The organism is Bartonella vinsonii subsp. arupensis OK-94-513 (assembly GCF_000278235.1).
Taxonomy (GTDB): Bacteria; Pseudomonadota; Alphaproteobacteria; order Rhizobiales; family Rhizobiaceae; genus Bartonella; species Bartonella arupensis.
The window spans coordinates 642,756-661,163 of record NZ_JH725037.1; the positions used below are offsets into that span (position 1 = coordinate 642,756).

At 37.9% G+C, this 18,408-nt stretch carries 21 protein-coding genes and 1 pseudogene; 13 read left to right on the top strand and 9 right to left on the bottom strand.

From position 1 onward, the window contains the following. Window positions 1-208: 208 nt before the first annotated feature. From ME1_RS02705 to ME1_RS02745, 8 genes and pseudogenes are all read right to left on the bottom strand, one after another. Window positions 209-1,078 (bottom strand): outer membrane protein, encoded by an 870-nt coding sequence (locus ME1_RS02705; protein WP_004862909.1) that lies wholly within the window; start codon window positions 1,076-1,078, stop codon window positions 209-211. Window positions 1,079-1,311: 233 nt separating this feature from the next. Further along, the gene (locus tag ME1_RS02710) at window positions 1,312-1,530 is read right to left on the bottom strand and encodes a hypothetical protein (RefSeq protein WP_004862913.1); all 219 of its coding nucleotides are present in this window, start codon (window positions 1,528-1,530) and stop codon (window positions 1,312-1,314) included. After that, the gene (locus ME1_RS08220; protein ID WP_035009075.1) at window positions 1,523-1,729 is read right to left on the bottom strand and encodes a hypothetical protein; all 207 of its coding nucleotides are present in this window, start codon (window positions 1,727-1,729) and stop codon (window positions 1,523-1,525) included. Before ME1_RS08220 ends, ME1_RS02710 begins: the two co-directional genes overlap by 8 nt. Then, window positions 1,662-1,889, bottom strand: coding sequence for a hypothetical protein (locus ME1_RS02720; protein ID WP_004862915.1), 228 nt, complete (start codon window positions 1,887-1,889; stop codon window positions 1,662-1,664). The genes ME1_RS08220 and ME1_RS02720 overlap by 68 nt, the downstream gene beginning before the upstream one ends. Next, a pseudogene (locus ME1_RS02725) lies at window positions 1,886-2,071 on the bottom strand (hypothetical protein); the annotation flags it as partial. The gene ME1_RS02720 and the pseudogene ME1_RS02725, both read right to left, overlap by 4 nt. Before the next feature lie 11 nt (window positions 2,072-2,082). Beyond that, the gene (locus tag ME1_RS02730) at window positions 2,083-2,745 is read right to left on the bottom strand and encodes a lysozyme (protein WP_004862921.1); all 663 of its coding nucleotides are present in this window, start codon (window positions 2,743-2,745) and stop codon (window positions 2,083-2,085) included. Between the two features lie 590 nt (window positions 2,746-3,335). Continuing rightward, complete coding sequence (locus ME1_RS02735; RefSeq protein ID WP_004862925.1) at window positions 3,336-4,268, bottom strand: YopJ/AvrA family T3SS effector serine/threonine acetyltransferase; 933 nt, start codon at window positions 4,266-4,268, stop codon at window positions 3,336-3,338. Window positions 4,269-5,911: 1,643 nt separating this feature from the next. Next, window positions 5,912-6,457, bottom strand: a complete 546-nt coding sequence (locus tag ME1_RS02745; RefSeq protein ID WP_004862926.1) for a hypothetical protein — start codon at window positions 6,455-6,457, stop codon at window positions 5,912-5,914. Window positions 6,458-7,718: 1,261 nt separating this feature from the next. Between ME1_RS02745 and ME1_RS02755 the strand changes: the two genes are divergently transcribed. The 13 genes from ME1_RS02755 to ME1_RS02825 all read left to right on the top strand — a co-directional run bounded on the left by ME1_RS02755 (window position 7,719) and on the right by ME1_RS02825 (window position 15,038). Beyond that, entirely contained in the window at window positions 7,719-8,141 is a 423-nt protein-coding gene (locus ME1_RS02755; RefSeq protein WP_004862930.1) for a hypothetical protein, read from the top strand. Between the two features lie 1,158 nt (window positions 8,142-9,299). Continuing rightward, a complete protein-coding gene (locus ME1_RS02760; RefSeq protein ID WP_245256296.1) occupies window positions 9,300-9,827 on the top strand; it encodes a hypothetical protein in 528 nt (175 codons plus the stop codon). Window positions 9,828-9,870: 43 nt separating this feature from the next. Next, window positions 9,871-10,479, top strand: coding sequence for a hypothetical protein (locus tag ME1_RS02765; protein WP_004862937.1), 609 nt, complete (start codon window positions 9,871-9,873; stop codon window positions 10,477-10,479). A gap of 63 nt (window positions 10,480-10,542) precedes the next feature. Beyond that, window positions 10,543-11,034, top strand: coding sequence for a hypothetical protein (locus ME1_RS02770; RefSeq protein ID WP_245256282.1), 492 nt, complete (start codon window positions 10,543-10,545; stop codon window positions 11,032-11,034). Next, window positions 11,024-11,254, top strand: a complete 231-nt coding sequence (locus ME1_RS02775) for a hypothetical protein (RefSeq protein WP_035009082.1) — start codon at window positions 11,024-11,026, stop codon at window positions 11,252-11,254. The genes ME1_RS02770 and ME1_RS02775 overlap by 11 nt, the downstream gene beginning before the upstream one ends. After that, window positions 11,229-11,513 (top strand): hypothetical protein, encoded by a 285-nt coding sequence (locus ME1_RS02780; RefSeq protein ID WP_035009138.1) that lies wholly within the window; start codon window positions 11,229-11,231, stop codon window positions 11,511-11,513. Before ME1_RS02775 ends, ME1_RS02780 begins: the two co-directional genes overlap by 26 nt. 724 nt (window positions 11,514-12,237) lie before the next feature. Beyond that, window positions 12,238-12,582 carry a hypothetical protein gene (locus ME1_RS02790; protein ID WP_245256297.1) on the top strand — a complete coding sequence of 115 codons (345 nt, stop codon included), beginning with the start codon at window positions 12,238-12,240 and terminating at the stop codon, window positions 12,580-12,582. A 9-nt stretch (window positions 12,583-12,591) separates the two neighbouring features. Further along, window positions 12,592-12,891, top strand: coding sequence for a hypothetical protein (locus ME1_RS02795; RefSeq protein ID WP_004862946.1), 300 nt, complete (start codon window positions 12,592-12,594; stop codon window positions 12,889-12,891). A 2-nt stretch (window positions 12,892-12,893) separates the two neighbouring features. Next, window positions 12,894-13,094 carry a hypothetical protein gene (locus ME1_RS02800; protein ID WP_004862948.1) on the top strand — a complete coding sequence of 67 codons (201 nt, stop codon included), beginning with the start codon at window positions 12,894-12,896 and terminating at the stop codon, window positions 13,092-13,094. A gap of 235 nt (window positions 13,095-13,329) precedes the next feature. Then, the gene (locus ME1_RS02810; protein WP_004862950.1) at window positions 13,330-13,674 is read left to right on the top strand and encodes a hypothetical protein; all 345 of its coding nucleotides are present in this window, start codon (window positions 13,330-13,332) and stop codon (window positions 13,672-13,674) included. 337 nt (window positions 13,675-14,011) lie between these two features. Further along, a complete protein-coding gene (locus tag ME1_RS02815) occupies window positions 14,012-14,263 on the top strand; it encodes a hypothetical protein (protein WP_245256285.1) in 252 nt (83 codons plus the stop codon). Between the two features lie 168 nt (window positions 14,264-14,431). Beyond that, on the top strand, window positions 14,432-14,857 hold the full coding sequence (locus tag ME1_RS02820; RefSeq protein ID WP_245256286.1) for a hypothetical protein: 426 nt from the start codon (window positions 14,432-14,434) through the stop codon (window positions 14,855-14,857). Then, entirely contained in the window at window positions 14,850-15,038 is a 189-nt protein-coding gene (locus ME1_RS02825) for a hypothetical protein (RefSeq protein WP_004862962.1), read from the top strand. The genes ME1_RS02820 and ME1_RS02825 overlap by 8 nt, the downstream gene beginning before the upstream one ends. Window positions 15,039-17,625: 2,587 nt before the next feature. Here the strand turns inward: ME1_RS02825 and ME1_RS02840 are convergent. Then, the gene (locus tag ME1_RS02840) at window positions 17,626-17,958 is read right to left on the bottom strand and encodes a hypothetical protein (protein ID WP_004862969.1); all 333 of its coding nucleotides are present in this window, start codon (window positions 17,956-17,958) and stop codon (window positions 17,626-17,628) included. Between the last annotated feature and the right edge of the window lie 450 nt (window positions 17,959-18,408).

The following is an 18,408-nucleotide window of genomic DNA, read 5'->3' on the forward strand; positions in this document are numbered from 1 at the left end:
CAATCGCACAATCGCACAATCGCACAATCGCACAATCGCACAATCGCACAATCGCACAATCGCACAATCGTATAAATTTATTTGCAGATTTGATTTAGTGCTCTTTTTCTCATCGCCATGAAGGCAGTTTTACAGCTAACAAAATAAAAAACCCCGCCTGAGTCGGGGTTCCTTAATCGTTTTATTTTGTTTTTAATCTTGTAATAAATTAAAATTTATATGCTAAACCAACACGGAAATTATTGATCTTGGAGCTTATTTCAAGTTTATCGTCTGCAAATTTCTTCTTACCAAAATCCGAATAACGATATTCTGCACGCATGATAACATTATTTGTCATTGCAAAATCAAGTCCACCACCCACTGTATAACCAATCATGGTTTGTGTTTCATCAAACACCTTGCCAGAAGCAAATATAAAAGATGGATCTTCCTCTGATTTTGACAAAATTGACATGCTATATTGCATCTTTGCATAGGCTATACCACCTGCAACATAGGGCATTATACGATTTGAAGCAAATCCAATACGTACACGTGTCGCACCAGACCACTGTTCTTCTAAAGAAACACTGCTCTCAACAATGTCGCCAACATTAGGGATTGTTTCATCAGCAGATCCAGGTCTATTAATAGGAAGTCCAGCTTCTTTAAGGACAGCGTTAATAGAATCTAACTCTTCGTCATTTGAAATTTCTTTTTCATTACCCGTTTTTGTGTCTTTCTTTCCAGACCACATCAGATCTGTATCAATACCGAAAACAAAGTTATCCCCAAGATCAATATTAGAACCTGCATAAAGACCCGCACCAAATCCTGATGGTTTTGGAGATAAATTTTTATCAACCCAAGCCCATTTCCCAGTTGTCGCATCTTTAGAGTAATCTAAAGAATTTTTAGTTACAAAATTACCGATCTGTCCTCCAAGATAGACACCGGTCCAAGAAAAAGGCGGAGCAACAAGAGTGGGTGAAACATGTGGCTTTTGTTGTTGAAGAAGCACGGTATCCGCTGCTTGCACGGATGAAGTTGCAATTAAAGTAAGAATTGATACTGTTGTTAAAATTTTTGTTTTCATAAAAATCCCTCTATTTCAAACACATAACGTATTATACATAGCGAAGTTAAAAAATCCATAATTAACACCATTATAGAGAAATTAAAATATTATAAAAGCTTATTTGTAGCGTAATTAACCACAAAAAAGATTATTGAGCTCTTCGAGAATATTATCTCTCTTGAATATCCCAAATATTTTACGGCATATGTTTTGCCGCATAGCATAATAAATAAGTTTTGGAGGATAAGTTTTTAGTCTTTTGAAAACCACTGTTTTAAATGTACATAGATATTGTCTACCGCTTCCATAAGGCGGGCAAAATCGAGGATAAGCAAAAAAAGAAAAAAGGCTATCCACTTCATAAAGCGAGACATCATTTTCACACTTTGATAGGTGAGTATCATTTCTTGAAGCATTTCTTTTTCTACTTCTGTAAGCTCGGTGCTTTTTTCTGTACTTTTTCTAGCCATGTTTCCATCCACACAAGCGTTCACCTTGTTTATTATGCTTTAAGAGATCTCTTGCTAAGGTTGAGCTGATGACATTTAAATCTTGCTGGCTTAAATAAATAGGTATCCAACCAACGCAAGAAGAAGCAATTTTATTTGTTGCGCAACCAGTGAGAGAGAGCAGTACGCACATCATCATCACTTTTCTGATTAATTTCATTTTCCACCTCAAGCCGTGTTGTTGCTGCCTTTAAAGTTTTTTCTATTTGCTTTTGCTGCTCTGTCTTTTTTCCAAGGGTAAAAGCTCTTGCTAAAGCCATAAAAAAAGCGGCTAAAGCCGCACTTGTTACCATCACATTTTTTTTCATCCACCACATCATAAGTATTCCTCCTGAAAGCGTTTAGAGACAAAGACAATACCAGCACAGGCTGCTAAAATCATAATGGTTGCCAAAGCCCATTGCAGTAGACCATTGCCTGTTAAAAAACCACCAAGTTCCGAAAAAGAACCTATGATCGGAGCTAGGGGTTCTGCTTTAAGCCTTGTTGGCTCTTTTGTTTGCGTCCATAAGATCATAAGCGTTGCTCTCGAAAGCGTTTAGCGACAAAGACAATAGCAGCGCAGGCTGCTAAAACCATAATGGCAGCGAGAGCCCATTGAATGGGACCATTGCCTGCTAACAAACCTCCAAGACCTGAGAAAGAGCCAATAATTGGTGCAAGTGCTTCTGCTTTGAAAAGCCCTGTTGGCTCTTGTGTTTCTACTGTTTGATAATTGGAGGAAACATAAGCCCCTTTCGCCCACAACCCTGCTTCTGCGGCGCGCCGGTGTGCGAGACCTTCAAGACGCTTACCGCCTGCTTTGGTCCATTTCTGTAGCTCTGCTGGGACAGCTTCATATTCACCTTGATTTAGTTTTTTTAACAGTGTCGAATTGCAAAAAGCTTCCGTTCCTACATTATAACAAAAGGATACCAACGCTGCGAATTGCGAATTGTTTAAAGAAACAGCGACAGCTTCTTCAACGGCAATCTCAAATTGTTTTAAGTCTTGACAAAGAAGCTCTTCGGCTTGTTTTTCAGTGACTGTCATCCCTTTGTGCACAAAAGGTTTTCCAGCACTGTTTGTATGTCCATAACCTATTGTCCACACACCAATAGCATCTTTGTAGGCGTTTAGACGCAAGCCTTCCCATTGTTTAATGAGTGCAAGCCCTTCTGATGATATTTTTCTCATATGCTTCTCCATAAAAAAAGCCCCACTTGATGTGGGGCTGACTGACAACTTAAAAATGAACTTTTCTTCGTCTTTCAAGGAACAGAAGAAAAGTGAAAGAGTAATAAAACGAGCAGATTGGCTGCTGGTGAGACTGCCAATGATTGATTGTTGAGAGATTGGTTAAAGGTAGTGCTTTGGTGATGTATTGTTTGAGCGGTGGTAGGGGGGGAGATGGAATTTATGGCATGCTAACGGTACTTATAAAGTTGGAATTGTTCATTATTCTTGATGTATAGCAGCTTGAGAGGGAAAGTTGTCACTCTGAAGAGTTAGCGAGAGGATTTTTTTTAAAGCATATACTTTTGCAAAATATTGAGGTTTTGTATCTCTCTGGAAAGGTGTCTTGTCTTTAAAAATAACTCTAGAATTTATGAGAGAGCTTTAAGAGGTACCATTTTTAAGACAACAGTTGCATGTTATTTTAAGATGTAAGTTATGCTGTTTGTATCTTGTAAATCACAAAATCAGGAGAATTTGCAATATGAATTAATTCAATTTCTAAACATGCAGTGCTTAACTTTCCACCACATATGTGCAAAAACACCATATTATATCATCAGAGATTTATATTCCGTGATCCTTTTTTTATGTAATGAAACGGAGACAGCTTTTCCTTCTTTTGTCACTAAGTTCTTTTTAAATCTTTCACCAAGAGTTTCGCCTTTTTTGTTTACTTTTTGATTTTCAGTCTCCGGATTTGATTTTATATATTCTCTAAGACGTTTTGCCCCTTGCGTGTGTTTGTAAAAACGCGCTGGAAGATAGGAGTCTAATTTATCAGGAGGTAAATGCGTATCAGGTTCGCATAAAACACCCCTCACATTATCTTTGTGCATTCTTGTTAATTCCTCAGCTTCGGTATGAAACTTTTTGGCAAGAGCTAAACTTATTATTCCACATTCAGAGGGGCTTCGTTGAATATCCATTTCAGCCATGGAAAAATAACATTCAGGCAATTGACACTCTTCAATGGCTTGTTTTATTCTTAGTCCTAATAAAGTCGCATTTATATTATTCATAAATGTTGTTGGTTCAAAAAATATCACAGACGCTTTATTCTCGATAGTTTGATGATCAATTACCGCAAAATGGTTGCCCTTTTCCTGCGTGTTTACTATATATCTGGAACACTGAACGTTTCTCCCGATAGCTTCTTGCAGTGAATGAGCAAAGTCTTGAGGGGTCAAGGCAAATTGAAGATTCATTTCTGGATATTTCTTGTTTGCTTGCTTTACCAGAGCAGGCATCATTTTAAGATCTATATTTTCATAATAGGCAATGATCCAATAACCACTGGTGATGTCGTTTTCTAAACTCGTAATAATTCCTTGCAATTTTTCACGCTGGAAGGAAATATTTTTTTCTTTTTCAATGGTGTGTTGTTCTATAGATGTGGAAAGACCTTCTACGGGTTCATTGGCGAGAGCACCTTCTTGTGTTTGTGATGAACTCTGCGCTGTGTTTGAATCTTGTGGTTTCATACTCTGAAGTTCCATATTAACAATCAGCATGCTATGTTTCTATTTTGGCTGAAACATGTTGTGCTCTCGATTTCTTCTCTCCCTTGAGAAGAAAAGAAATGAGGTCATGGTTTTTAAGAAGGCTTTGCAAAGCAGGGCGGCATCTCAGAGCCTAAAATTCAGTTATCTTCTGAATCTCAAAATCTGTGAAGATTGTGAGAGGTGTGCGTGCTGTTGCAACTTGTTGATGTTTTTAAAAGAAAAATTCGTTTGTTCTTTGATTTATCATGTTTGCATTGGAAACAATAAACTTTTATGTGGGGCATGCACATGTTGAAGAGAGATGTAAACCAGATGAAAATGTCCAGATAAAAATGCGATGATAGTTTGCTTAGTTGTCGTTTAGAATGAATGATTTGAAGGTTTTAAACAAATGCTATGAATAATGGGGCTTTTGTTGTATTAAGAATGTATATTGTTTTCGTGGTGATTGCTTTTCTCCTTCTTTTTTTACAAAAAAGGCTTTTGTGACAGGTTGAGCCCATTCCTTATTTTGTGGTCAATGCTTTCTTTGTTCTTTGAAAGATGGCTTTATTTTTTTGCGAAAAAATCATTTTGTGGAAAAATCAGATTCTTCCCCTTGATCTTCTTCCTTTGAAAATTTTCTTAAGATCCCATTGAAGGCTTGCTCTTTTGTTGTGACAAGATGAAATTTTTCTTCCGCACAGAGGGCAAAGATTTTTAATACTGATTTTTCACGCCTTTGATGACAGATTGGTTTTTCTTAAGAGTACATTCGCTCTGTTAACACTGATGTGATTTAGAGGTTTGGACAAATCCATCCTTGAATATCTTCAAAGTTACGCTTCTCTCTTGGATTAAGGCTATTTGGGGGATTAAGGCTATTTGGGGGATTAAGGCTATTTGGGGGATTAAGGCTATTTGGGGGATTAAGGCTATTGACGCGAAGCAAAATCAAATAAGAGTGCGTGTATTCCTATAGATGAATATATACTACCGTCCTCAAAAACAATGTTTTATAGGTTTTACAATCTTATAGAGGAATAAGGATGAAATATAGGCGCAAAAAAACCATCCCCGCACCAGTCATTAAATACGATTTTTCATACGCTGTCAACAAGAAAAATGCGCTCTTATGTTTTTATTTTGCCAATGGTTGGTACAACAAAAATTGCTGTTTCATTGGAGAGAGTTTTTGGGGAGAGAGTTTTCGGATGTGGAAAGAATAACTTTCAATTTTTTTAAAAACAACATTGTCTCTCTCTATAGGAGGGCATCACGTGATAATGGTGATACAGAGGTCATGAAAGTGATGATGTTATGCGTCATCCTATTGATTTATCATGATAATTTATTGTTATTCCTCTTGAATGAGAACCCCGAATACTAGCCGAATATTGCCCAAATACTGTAAATTTCTCTCATTTCCAATCTATGTATTTTGAATCAATCAAAATCACTTGCTTGTGACGAGCAAGCAAGGTTGGTGTGGGGCGAAAAACTATAAAGGAATAAAGACTTTTTATGAATTGTCTTAAGTGCCAAGGGTTGTTACAACATTGGGGCTGGTAAAGAGAATCTGGCAAAAAGAATGAGGATGCTGGGAGAATGAGGATGCTGGCTGGCAAAAGTGCATTCTTTGTTTAGCCGTCAAAATGTTTATGAAGCGCATTCAGAATAATGCGCAATGAACTGACAAGAGTGGGGAGCGGCTGGTCTTCTACAACAAGATATTGTAACGCAGCATGAAAGTTGTGTTGGCGATGCAGATTTTGTGCTTCTTGAATCGCTTTTTTCATGTCCTCATAGTGATCACTTGCTCTTTGAATCCACTGTTTGTGTGCTTTTTCATCGGATGCGTGCGTAAATTCATCATAATAGCCGCTTGGCAAACCTTTTGCACATAAATAGTCGTTTCTAATTTGTAGATACCTTTGCGCAGTATCATATTGCTCTTTACTGATGCCTGAGGGATCTTGTTTATATCCAAGTAAACAAAGGCGCCCAATATAAGTGCTCGATAACGGATTTTTGGCTTCCTCTATGGTCAAACCAAAGTGTTTCGCACGCATTTCAATCGTAAGGAGAGGAGGCGCTTTGCGTGGTTTTTTGGCGCGTGAAATACGGCCATTGGGCTCTCTGAGCTTTCCTGTTATTCTGGGTCTACCGCGTTTTTTACCTATTTTCATGAACCTACCATTTGAATTTAAAAGAGATTTCCTGTTGAACAAAAGCAGTGACACGTTCTTGAGAAAATGCTCTCACTGGGTGAGCAGAAGGCTGTTGCCAATAAAAGCATGACAAAGTTGTTTTTTATCTCATGTTGAGAGTAAGGCTTCTTGCAGGGTAAAAGAACTCTTGTAGCTGTTCATCACCATTTTCTTGCTCTTGATAACTGATGATTTGCCTTCTACAGAAATTTTTGAACATATCTTGAAAAGGATGTGCGTTGAGAAATTCAAGAGCGATTTCTGCCAAAGGGGAATGAAAAAATACAATGGGATACTTGGAAAAATACCTAGGAAGATATTTTGGGGAGCTAAGTGTGCGTTTTCTGATGGGGTGTCTTATTTGTCTTTCTGCTTGAGAAGGTGTGGTGGGCATTTTCAACTGCTGTTTCAAAGGTTGTTATTTTGTTGTTGAGCACAGTATGAGGATGCCTGATGCATCATTTTATGAAGCCTCTCTTTTGTCCTTTTTAGAGGAAGGTTTGTTGTTTGTTGAAAAGAATACCCTTACAAAAAACAAACTTTATCCCCTATTATCATACCACATTTTATCTTCTCTCTTCAAATAAAATATCTATCTTACCAATCCATGCAATGGTAATGAGTAAGAGGTCCGTAATAAAAGAAAGGAACAAAATTATTTTCTTTTAGTGATTTTTTCTTTTTATAAATATCCTTTATAGAATATAAAATAAAATGTTATCTCTTTCTTTTTTCGTTCTGCAAAAAACGCTTCTTATCATCGGATTTTTCTGAAATGAAGAGAGGCAATCTTTAAAAGAGTTGTTGTTTCTTCTGTGCGAATATTCATTTCTCAAGATATGGAGTGTGTGTGCTGCATAATATATGTGCTGCCATTTTAGAGACACACATTTTTAGATACACTGTGGATCTTTTTGATGGAATCTTGTAAATAGGGAGAAAATTTTCATTGAGACTATTATAGCTGCTCTTTATACAGAGAGCTATCAAGATTTCCGTGTACAGTGTGTGTATTTATCAAGGCGTAGAGAGCTATCATATCGTTGGTGCTGCTTTGAGATTTTGTAACAAACATGCGGTTTATGACGGCTGGGCTTTTTCTTCTCTATCTCTATGTTGAGGCGTGCTTTTTTATACGTCTTGAGATATGGGGGAAAATCGCGGGAGAGCTCTATGAGAAAGCTTTAGGCCGGTGCCTCATAAGGGGTGCTTAATATTTAAGAAGTGGGGGGATATTGGCATGACCATAGATACATCACAACACGACTCTGCTCAAACACAGGGTATGAAGACTAAATCACATTCAGCCTTTGATAAGGGATCTAAACTCTTGGCCTTTAAAGGCGCTATGATCCTTTCAATGAGAGATTATAAAATAATCCTCTGTATCGCTTTGGCTCTGTTGATCTTAGGGACCCTTCGTGCAGTGTATCTGCCTGTATTTTTCCTAGGGTTGTTTACTGGTGAAATTTATGGTGGGGGCGGAGGCTTTTTTGATTTTATCATTTTCTTGCCGGTTTTTATCTGGGGATTGTCTATCATATTCTTACCGGTCGTTTTGACGCTTCATGTCTTCCTCGATCGTCGTTTGAAAGCAATGTTGCAGAAATTGGAAAAGTCGTCTGAACAACAAGACAAATCCGTTTTTGCACAAACAAAATAGAGAGAGGCAAAATAGGGGAAAGAAATGTTTATTTTTACAATATTGTTCGGTATTCTTGCGTTTTTTGGTCTTATCATCATTACTATTTTAAACAGTATGGTTCTTGTCGGAATTTATTACTTTTTTTTCAAACGTGCGAGATTGTATCTTGACATGCAAAAGGAACTAGAAGGGTTAAAAAAGTAATAGGGGCTCTTCTAAAACGCATGGTGAAGAGAAAAGCAGAAAAAATTAAGCAAAGGTTGTTACTCCTTTGCTTAAAAATCTTCTTTTATAAGCTGTAAGGGATTTTTATATTCCTGTTCTCTCGATCTTGAGCTCTAAGCATGTCTGTTCTGATAATCGACATTGCTATTCATAGCTACGATTCATATAACAAAACTTTTTCCCTCTCTCTCTCTAAAATCCTCTGTTTTCCTTGGTTTTGGTGCGTTTTCCGTTGAATCATTTCTTTTATGCATCATTTAATTCTTCTGTAGAATTTATAAATCAATAAAAGTGTTTCGCATTCTGATGGGTACAGTGAAATTTATCTATAAGAACAAAAATGTTTCTTTCTGAAAGAAGAGTGTGCGTGTTCCCATTACAAAATGGCTTTCGACAGGAAGAAAAAGAGATTAAATCATTCCACTTCGTTTTATACCACAATTTTAACAGGGTTCGATTTGGTCAATTGGCAAAGAAGGCCGAAGGAGGTATGCGTGGTTGTTATGACGTGCTTTGCGCGTTTTCTCAAGAGATTTCTGACTCTGTGCTGTTGTCATTTGGAACTACGAGGTTACTTTCTTACTTGAAAAGACTCTCTTAAAAGACAGGGCAGCATTGGGAAAAGCAATCCGATAAAAAATGACGATATGGGGCAATCAGTGTAGAAAAGGCGATGGGGATAATGCGCCAGTTTTATATTTAAGGGTTTTACTTTTCCTGTTTTGGATGTTAAAAGCACTTCCGTTTACTGTACAAATTTTTACACTGTATGATTCTTTTATCAGCTGTGCGAAACTGTGCTTCGTTATGTTTAGAAACTGCAAAGTTTAGAAACTGAAAAGTGTGGTTGAAAATATGATGAAGAAGGCGTGAGAGGGTTCATACACGTGAAAAAGTTCGTACAATTTGTGAAAAAGCTTTAGGCTGGTGCCTCATGAGGGGTGCTTAATATTGAAAAAGTGGGGGGATGTTAGCGTGGACATTGATAAGTCACAGCACGAATCTTTTCAAAAACAAGGGGATACGGCTTTTGTGTCTCAAGGCGTGTTGGGTAAAGAATCGCGGCTTTTTTTCTTCAAAAACAAGATGGTTCTTTCAACAAAAGATTATGTCATCATCTTTTGTCTCGCTGTGTTAGCATTGATAGCGGTAGCCGCTACAACCTACATGAATCCTTTGGATTTCTTTCACGTGATATCAAATGAGCAGCTTCAAGCCATCATTCAGCAAAAGCCTCAAGGAACGTTTCTGGAAAATCTTAAAAAATTAAGCCAAGGACAGTTTTTATCAAATGGAATGGATATGATAGAGATGTGGCGTGCTGCTGGGTGGAATGGCGTGTGGGCTTTTCTCTGTCTTTTACCAGAAGTAATTTTGGGATATTTTATAGTATTTTTTCCAAGCATTCTTTTCTTACATATCACCTTGAAGCGGGATTTGAAACAGTTGATTCAGCAATTGGAAAAATCACCAGAGTAATCAGATAAATCAATGATTTTATAGAATGTGAGAGGGGAAAAAGGTGACTGTTTTTGTTGTGTTAAATGCAATATTGTCCTTTGTGACAGCGTTTGTGGCATATATCATGATTGGTGTTTGTAGCGTGATGGCAATCATTGCAATTTATTACTCTTTTATTAAGCGTTTTAGCCGTTTAAGTGCATTTTCAAAAGTCTTTAAGAAAATAAAAAAACGTGAAGCACAGGGTTTGAGCCTTTATGAGGATGAAAGAAAGGTGCTGCATACAATATGTGACATGGGAATGAATCCTGTTTCGTTTAAAGAATCTCTGTTTCTTTCAGGAAAAGATTATAAAAGAATATTCATCATTTCTTTTATTCTTTTTCTCATAATGTTTGGACCCATAGTGGGGACGATTTTCTGGGGGGCAATACAGCATCTGAACGAAACAAATGCTCAACAAGCGATGCAACAGTTTATACATAATCATCCTGGATGGTTTGTTATTTATAGCTTTATGGCTACTTTAATGGCTGTGGTCTGGGTTTGTCTTGCCTTCTCCTTACCGGTGATTTTGATATTTTACACTTTTCTCAATCAGAGAGTGAAAAAAATGATAAAAAAATTAGAACAGTTTGCTTCAACTACGGCTAAACCAATAAGTCTATAAAATGTGAGAGGGAAAAAAGTGCTTTTTTTTATAGGATTTTGGGGTCTTCTCGGACTCATTATAATGGCCATTTTATTTCATATGGTCGTTGTTGGGCTTCCTTACGTTTTTATCAAACGTATGAGATTATATTTCAGTTTGCTTCAGGAACTAAAAAATACACCGCAGCCATTGCATTCTCAAGAAAGAAAAGGGATGGGGCAAAATTCAGTACTTGATAAAGGTGTAAACTCTCTGTCCTTTACAGAGGCGATGGGTTTTGGGCCAAAAGAGTGTAAAATACTCTTTTTTATCTCTCTCATCATTGCGGTTTTACAGGCTACGTTCTTTATAGTAAAGATGATAGGCTGGGAAAGTGGTGACAGTGTTTTTATATCTCTGTCATCAAGTTTCATATCGACATATCTTCTTTTCTTCACACCGATTATTGGAATACTCTGCATAAAATATACGGGCAAACTGAGAATAACACTTCAACAACTGGAAGAAGCCATTGAACAACGCGATAGAGCACTGCGTGTGCAGGACGCGATAGGAGAAAAAGATGACCAGTAGTTTTGTAACATTAATGGGACTCTCTTTTTTCTTTTGGATAATAATGAGCGTTTTAATAACTCTGCCAGCTTTGCTGCTGTTTTACCTGTTTATCAAGCGTGCGCGGCTCTATTGTAAAGTGAAAAAGGAACTGCAACACGTGCTTAAAGAACGTGATAGCGTGCTGGAGCAAAGAGCAAAAAAAGAAAAGCAAAATGAAGCAGGATGCAGCGTTGGATAAAAAACAGCTTGCCCTTTCTTGGCAAGATTATAAAAGAATATTTTATATCTCGACGGTTATGATAACCGCTCCAACGGTTATTTGCCTCATCTTAAAATTTGCATGGTGGGGTGATTTCCTCTCTTTTACCGTCTTACAGCCGTTTGCATGGATGCTTGCCTTTGCCATTTTTTTCTTACCAACCATTTTGCTGCTTCGCATCAGAGTGACGCGTAAGTTGAAAACAATGATTCAACAATTGCAAGAAGAAACGCAGTAACCAAGAGCAACGAATGTGCTTACACACTCTCATTCACAGAGGCGTGAAGCTTTTTATCGCATTCTTTCTATTCTTCCTATTATTTATGCTGTTGGCTCTTGTGTTAAGGGGAGGTCGAAGCCCTGACTGCTCTATAAAACTCTTTGTATCTTGCGGATATATCATCTGTATCAAAAATGTCTTTTGCCTGAGAGTTGCACCCTCTTCTTCTTTTTGAGAGTAGGAAAGTCTCTTGGGTTAAGGGGAGGGTCGCTTGCCAATAAAGAAGAATGCAAAAGAGTGCTCAAACACGACAGAGCGTTTTATCCTCCATGGGAGAACTCAACAAGGAGAACCTAACAAGGGAAACCCGTGAAAGGAAGCCTGTTAAGGGCAAATCCGTGAAGAGTGAAACAGGCAAGTTTGAAACAGAACAATGTAGAGTTGGGAAGAAAAAGTGCAACAAGAGCTTTGTGAAGATTATGATGATCATGAAACTTTAACCATGGAAGGCCCATCAGCACTTGATGAAAAAACACAACAACACTTTTTATAAAGATGAGAGAAAAGACTGTCTGCAATTGTGACCTGAAGTGTTATTATGGCGCTCTTTTGATCTAAGAGGAGGTGTTAAGCTTTATGGAGAGAAAAACGTGTGTTTAAAAACAATCAATTGTTGAGAAAAATAACGTGCTTCTTTATACGAGATAAAAAACAGCTTAGAAATTTAGAAAAGCGGGGGAAAATGAGGGAAAATCCAACAGTTTATAAAGAAGCACGTTCTTTTTTGTTTGAAGAAGTTTTGCTTTCAGGAAAAGAGTACAAGGTTCTTTTTTGTCTCTCTACTATCATTGTGGTGATGAGAATAGGCATTTTGGCAGCAATGCTGTTGGGATGGGTATCGCTAGGATGGCAAAATAACACTCTTTCTATTGTCTTAGAGGGTTGGGATATTGTAGCAGTATGCCTTTTTGTTTTTATACCGGTGATGTTTGTGCTTCGTATTCTCTTGGAGTATTTGTTGAAAAAAAATATTCAGAAGTTGGAAGAAGCAACGCGGCAACGAGAAACAATAAGTTGGGAGCAATAGGGGAGAAAGATGAGCAGTGATCTTAAAATCATCATTATCATAGGAGTCTTGTTTGCGGCGGTCTTTGCTATTTTCATTGATATGTTCATTTTTGCACTTTATTATTCTGTCTTTAAGCGGGCGAAAATCTATTGCAAGATAAGACAAGAAATCAAAAGGGAGCGGAAAGAATATAATACACCGCTTGTGTTGCCATATGGGGGACAGACAAGTTTAAGTCAGGCAAGTTTGAAACAGGCAAGTGGAAAACAGGTATGGGAAGAAGCACAACAAGAATTTTATAAAGATGGTGATGATGAGAAGTTTTGACCATGGAAAGCGCAACAGCGCTTTTAAAGAGCTTGGGGTGGTTGGTTGAAATTGAAGGACAAGGTGATCATTTGGCGACTTACTCTTTGCCCGATCGCGAAGTGCAGGTTCTTTATAATGATGAGAGAATAAAGAATTGTCCGCAATTTGATTATGGACTTTTAATTACGACTGGTATTTTGCTGCTGTTTGTCAGACTATAGATCCTTATAATTCTGAACCTTTGTTAGCGATACCACTGAATTTTGAGGCGAAGGGATGAGAAATTTTTGAAGAAAGTGTTTGTGCTGGGCGCTTAAAGCAAGCGCTTGATGAAGCTTTGGAAAAAGCGATAGGAGATTTTGGTTTTTATGAATTGCTTCGTTGCCAATATGCACTTCCATCTTGGGAAAAGGATACTTCATTTTTGGGAAAAGGGCAGAACTAAGGAGGCTTTTTGTGCCTGGTGGCATCTTGGAGCTTTTGCATTGCTTGGCGATTTTAAGATTTTACGCTTTTACAGAAAAATCTTTGCAGAAGCTGATCAACTTGGTGGTGGGGAATGTTGCTTCTATACAAATATCTTCTGTGTTAGGCATCGAAGAAATCCATTTTGAATGTGCTGTGGTGATGGCTCAAGAAGGAGAAAAGGCAAAACAACTCAGTTATGGATGGCTTGAACAGATGGGTGAAAAATTGTCCATGAAAGTGGAGAGCACTCAGTATTTTAGACCCAGAGATTTAGAGTTGTGTAACAAAAGGGCTTTCCATAAGAAAGCTGTTGAGGAGAAAAACAACAATTAAGGGAACAGGGTTTCATTGTGTATGATGAGGAAATAATGGGTGGAGTGGATGGAAAAAACGATCGCCATGATATTCTCTTTATAAGTGATGGGGAATTGAAATTTATGGATATAAAAGTGCGTGTTTGAAGTAATCATTCGTTGAGAAAAACAAAGGGCTTCTTTATATAAGATAAAGAACAGCTCATAATTAAAAAAATAAAGGGTAAAAAGCAGGGGAAAAAATGAAGGGGAAAAATTTAGCGCGGGATAAAGAATCCCAGTTCTTTTCATGTATAAAATTTGTGATTTTTTCTTTAAAAAATTATCAAAGGGTGTTGCGCGGCTTTTTTCTTATCATGTCCTGCGCATTTTCCATCATGATGGCTTTAGAGACACCTGTTTATGCCAATCCTCCGATACAACCGTTGCAAGGTTGGTATGGTGTGGAGCATGTTATTTTTCTTCTACCAGTTTTGATCTGGATTTGTTTTCTCATACTTTTCCCTATCCTTTGGGGGCTCCATAGTCTTCGAGAACGTAAATTGAAAAAAACAATGCAGCAAGGGCAAGAAATAACAGAGCAGCAAAATAAATCGGACAGAGGATAAGGTGTTACCATGGAGGGGGTTGCTTTTCTTTTTCTCATACCGTTCTTTTTTTTCCTTCTTCTCACGATTATGATCTTGGCCATTTTGATCACTACGATCATCGTGGTGCCTTATTATTCTTTTTTCAAGCGTTTGAGGTTGTATTACAAGGTAAAAGAACAAAAACGCATGAGGGAAGAGCATCCGCAGCGTTTTTTTGATCTGCAAAACAAGGAAAAAGAGAGAGAACAACAAAGTTTAGGAGCTGACACAAAGGCCAATACCTTTCTGTTTAAAAAATGGCTTACTTTTTCTCGAAAAGATTATGTCATTATATTCATCATCTCTTTCATCATTATGGCTTACAAAGGCTATGTTTATAGCGCGTTCTTTCAACAGATGGGTCATAATGGAGATCAAATGAAAATTGCCAATGCTGTCATTGCCTTTTCGCTGTTGGCTTTTCTTTCGGTCTGTGTTTTGGCAACGGTTCCCGTTATTTTAGTATTTCGCGCAGTCTTAACCTCTCAGTTGAAAAAAAAGATCCAGCGATTGGAAGAATTAACACTGCAACAAGAGCAATCCAGAGAACGCGAGGGGGTGAAAAATGGATGAGATGTCTGCGTTTGCGTTTGCTATGATGAAATTAACCTTTCTCTTGGCTTTTGGGGGTGTCATATTTGATGTTCTCTTAACCATAGCAGTTGTTGCGCTATATTATTCTTTTATCAAGCGTTTGATAGCGTCTTACAAGGTGACGGAACAATTGAGAACAGTGATGAAAAAACGTGTGTGAGGCTTAGAATATCACGGAGAAAATTGGGAAGTTCATGGGGAAAGCAATGTTACAGAGAAGAAGAGACGAAAACTGCGGAGAGGCGCAGAGGGGCATTTCTTTTCTCTGGATAATCTCTAGATGTTTTTAAGAAGAGGTTGTTGCACTGTCTTATTGTTCTCAAAGTGTTTGACATAAGATTGTAAATCAATGGACAATTGAAGTGGTCAAAAAGTGTGCTTGAGGCTTGGTGCGTCATTGTGTGTCATTAAAATGAGGGCGGTCATTAAAAATTGCGCAAGTGTAAAAAAGGGCACGGGAAAATGAACTGGATCATGAAGTGGAAAAATTCAGCATTTCGTAAAAAACTACGCTCTTTTTTGCTCGAGTACGGGCTTCTTTCCCCGAAAGAAACGATAGTTATTTGTTCCCTCTCTCTCATTCTTGAGCTGTGTTGCTGGATGCTCTCTATACCATCCTTTGAACAATGGGAATTGACAGTGAAGCAGGATACTACTCTTTTTTCTCTTCTCGTGATCTGGGAAGTTATGGCCGTGTGTCTGTTTGTCTTGATACCGGTTTTGTTGATAGTCTCCATCATATTGTGGTGTTTATTGAGAAAAAATTTTCGGAAATTGAAAAAAGCAAATCAGCAACGGGGAAAAACAACCTCTCTGCAAAATAATCCGTTTAAAAGGAGAGAGAGCGGGAATAAGTTTATAACACTCTTTGTCCCCGTGCTTGGAATCGTGACGTTGTTTATGGCTTGGTCTTTCTTGTTTCTTTTCGAATGTTATTATGGTGTCTTTAAGCAGGCGAAAATGTATTACCAGTTGAAAAAACAACTGAAAAGCGTGTTGCAAGAACAAGATACAGCGCTTGAGAAGCCATGAGGGGGAAAAATGAATGGCGGAGAGGGGAGAAAAAGAAGTCTATGAAAACTGTGATCATGAAGTTTTGAGTATGAAAAACGCTGTTGTGTTTTTAAAGAACTTTGAGTGATCGCTTCACTGAAGGACAGGTTGGTTGTTTTGTGAGAAGATTCTCATCTAAGTGCGCAGTGTCAATTTTTTTTAAAGTAAGAGAGTCCGTAAAGAGTATCCGCATTTGATTGCGGATTATTTCATTATGGCTGGTATCGCTGTTTGGCTCAACGCCTCATCCTTAGAATTCTCAAACTTTGCCATTGGTACATCTGAAGTTAGTGATTTGTGGACTGGAAATTTTTGAAAAAAGAATCACTGAGGATTTTTTGCGAGCGCTTGATGAAGCCACGAGGGGGAAATTTTGGGTCTTCAAGAAATGTTTTGCTTTCATGAGAGCATTTTCTTTGGGGAAAAGGACCTTTTGATTCGGTGGATAAAAGGCAAAACTAAGGTAGCAGTTTTGCTGCATCTTGGTGCTCTTGCATGGCAAGGTGATGGGAAACCCATTTCTTACAGAACAAGCTTGGTAACAGGAGAACTGCTTGGCTGTGAAGAAAGGACCTTTGATACGAAGTATCTTCGACACGAGGTATCTTCGATGTGCTGCGATAATGGCCAAAGAAGCTGCTGAGATTAAGCAATGCAGGGATGCGTTGTTTGAACAGTTTGCGGAGAAATTGCCCATAAAAGACGAGAGTTATTGTTGATTCGAATCAGGGACAAAAGATTGCCTCTCAAAAGAGATCTTTGCAGAGAAAACGCGTTGAGAAAAAATAAGAAGAAGGAAACAGGGCTTCTATGATGTGTAATAAACTATATTTGAAGCTGATGGGGAGGAAATCTTTTCACTCTTGAAGATGGAAAATGCGCCTTTATTGAGACAACAATTGATGTGTTTTGAATGCCTCATTTTTGAAAAAAAGAGCCCTTTTATACGAGATTAAACCCTCAATTGAGAGAAAATAAAGAATCACAATACATTTCTCAGAGAGTAGATTCAAAATTTCTTGAAGCAATGCGTGGAAGAATCATCAATATCACATGTGCACTTCTCTGTTCTTGAAAGAAAAGACCGCTGCATCATCTTAAAGTCTGATCATTGATTTCGTGCTGTGAAATATTGTTCTTGGAAACGGTGATATAAATTTACGTGTCTTAAAAATAAAGACGTTGGCTCTCTCTGCTTTTGGCTTCTTGTGTATCCATGAAGTGTAAGAGTGAGGGAGAACTGAAGTCTTTAGGGCAAGGCGCTAGCGGCTCTGTCTGTGAAATTAGATATACAAGTTGTTAGCGGGCAAGGTGCTAGTGGGCAAGTTGTTAGCAGGTTTTTCTTGCTCGAGGGGAGCGAATCCCATGAAAAATTAATCCCATGAGAAAAAAATTAGAAATTTAGGTGGAAATCCACCACGAGCCGGAATCGTACGCGTGTAGGGGGATTTCTTCTGTCTAATGAAATTAATCCCATGACAGATTGGTGAAGTTTAGGAATCTGCTCCCTTTAGAGTGAAAAAAAATCAAGCAAGGATAAAAGACGTTATAGGAAACAGAATAAACGGTTCGTTGATAAAAAGAACAGCTACATAAAACCAAGGCCCCAATAAAGATGGGGCCTTGTTAGCTTTCATTTTGTCTTATTCCACAATATGTGGGGCTTCCTTTAGGAAATTTTAGCTCCTCTCTCTTCAGTGTGTTGCGAAAAGCGTCTTGACAAAAAACGTGATAACAGAACACAAAAATCCAACCAATGCGTCCAGTAAAGTTTTTCCTTTATTGTATAAATCTTCTTCGTAGCTACTTCTTGAGCTATAGTTACTATGCGTTACTAGTATATCTAATGTATCAAATGTGCCACTTGCTGGTTCAAGAAGGTTTAAATCATCTTGATCAACTTCATCAACAGTATAAGGAGTAACAATAGGTGCTTTTTCTTGATTGACTATACGATCAGATTCTTGAATCGCAAGAGCTAAACCACATGTAATTGCCCCCGCTATGAAAAAATATCTGATATTCATAGTTTTTCTCCTATATTTATTTACAGAAATAAATATCAAAATGGATCATATATAAATTCACTTTAAATAACTATAGTAAAAATACAACAATCATAAAAAAGAGTAAATTTTGTCTAGAAAAAGACAAAATTTGCTCTTAATTGCCTTAATTAATTCTTTCATAATAAATTTTATATATTCCATAAAAGTGGTTTTGAGGGTTTTTACAGAGGGTCATACGAAAATGGGCAACAAAAAGAATAGCTGGCAAACTTCTTTTTTATGCCATGGGAAGAAGGCGCTCATAAGAGCGGGCTATTCATGAGGGCTGAAGATACCCCGTAAGGGGTTGGGGTGCATCCCGTGAGGGTTGGGATGCACCCTATGAGATTAAGGGTGTGTTCTATGAGGGTTGGACACACCCTGTGAGGGGTGGGATGCATCCTATTGAGGGTTTGGGGTGCATCCCAT

Excerpts from the sequence above, each read along its gene's own strand:
- ME1_RS02770 (WP_245256282.1), top strand. The coding sequence starts at position 10,543 with ATGGCCATTTTATTTCATATGGTCGTTGTTGGGCTTCCTTACGTTTTT.
- ME1_RS02710 (WP_004862913.1), bottom strand. The coding sequence starts at position 1,530 with ATGGCTAGAAAAAGTACAGAAAAAAGCACCGAGCTTACAGAAGTAGAA.
- ME1_RS02840 (WP_004862969.1), bottom strand. The coding sequence starts at position 17,958 with ATGAATATCAGATATTTTTTCATAGCGGGGGCAATTACATGTGGTTTA.
- ME1_RS02825 (WP_004862962.1), top strand. The coding sequence starts at position 14,850 with ATGGATGAGATGTCTGCGTTTGCGTTTGCTATGATGAAATTAACCTTT.
- ME1_RS02795 (WP_004862946.1), top strand. The coding sequence starts at position 12,592 with ATGAGCAGTGATCTTAAAATCATCATTATCATAGGAGTCTTGTTTGCG.
- ME1_RS02705 (WP_004862909.1), bottom strand. The coding sequence starts at position 1,078 with ATGAAAACAAAAATTTTAACAACAGTATCAATTCTTACTTTAATTGCA.
- ME1_RS02800 (WP_004862948.1), top strand. The coding sequence starts at position 12,894 with ATGGAAAGCGCAACAGCGCTTTTAAAGAGCTTGGGGTGGTTGGTTGAA.
- ME1_RS02820 (WP_245256286.1), top strand. The coding sequence starts at position 14,432 with ATGAGGGAAGAGCATCCGCAGCGTTTTTTTGATCTGCAAAACAAGGAA.
- ME1_RS02745 (WP_004862926.1), bottom strand. The coding sequence starts at position 6,457 with ATGAAAATAGGTAAAAAACGCGGTAGACCCAGAATAACAGGAAAGCTC.
- ME1_RS02790 (WP_245256297.1), top strand. The coding sequence starts at position 12,238 with ATGAGGGAAAATCCAACAGTTTATAAAGAAGCACGTTCTTTTTTGTTT.
- ME1_RS02730 (WP_004862921.1), bottom strand. The coding sequence starts at position 2,745 with ATGAGAAAAATATCATCAGAAGGGCTTGCACTCATTAAACAATGGGAA.
- ME1_RS02815 (WP_245256285.1), top strand. The coding sequence starts at position 14,012 with ATGTCCTGCGCATTTTCCATCATGATGGCTTTAGAGACACCTGTTTAT.
- ME1_RS02735 (WP_004862925.1), bottom strand. The coding sequence starts at position 4,268 with ATGAAACCACAAGATTCAAACACAGCGCAGAGTTCATCACAAACACAA.
- ME1_RS02720 (WP_004862915.1), bottom strand. The coding sequence starts at position 1,889 with ATGATGTGGTGGATGAAAAAAAATGTGATGGTAACAAGTGCGGCTTTA.
- ME1_RS02775 (WP_035009082.1), top strand. The coding sequence starts at position 11,024 with ATGACCAGTAGTTTTGTAACATTAATGGGACTCTCTTTTTTCTTTTGG.
- ME1_RS08220 (WP_035009075.1), bottom strand. The coding sequence starts at position 1,729 with ATGAAATTAATCAGAAAAGTGATGATGATGTGCGTACTGCTCTCTCTC.
- ME1_RS02755 (WP_004862930.1), top strand. The coding sequence starts at position 7,719 with ATGACCATAGATACATCACAACACGACTCTGCTCAAACACAGGGTATG.
- ME1_RS02780 (WP_035009138.1), top strand. The coding sequence starts at position 11,229 with ATGAAGCAGGATGCAGCGTTGGATAAAAAACAGCTTGCCCTTTCTTGG.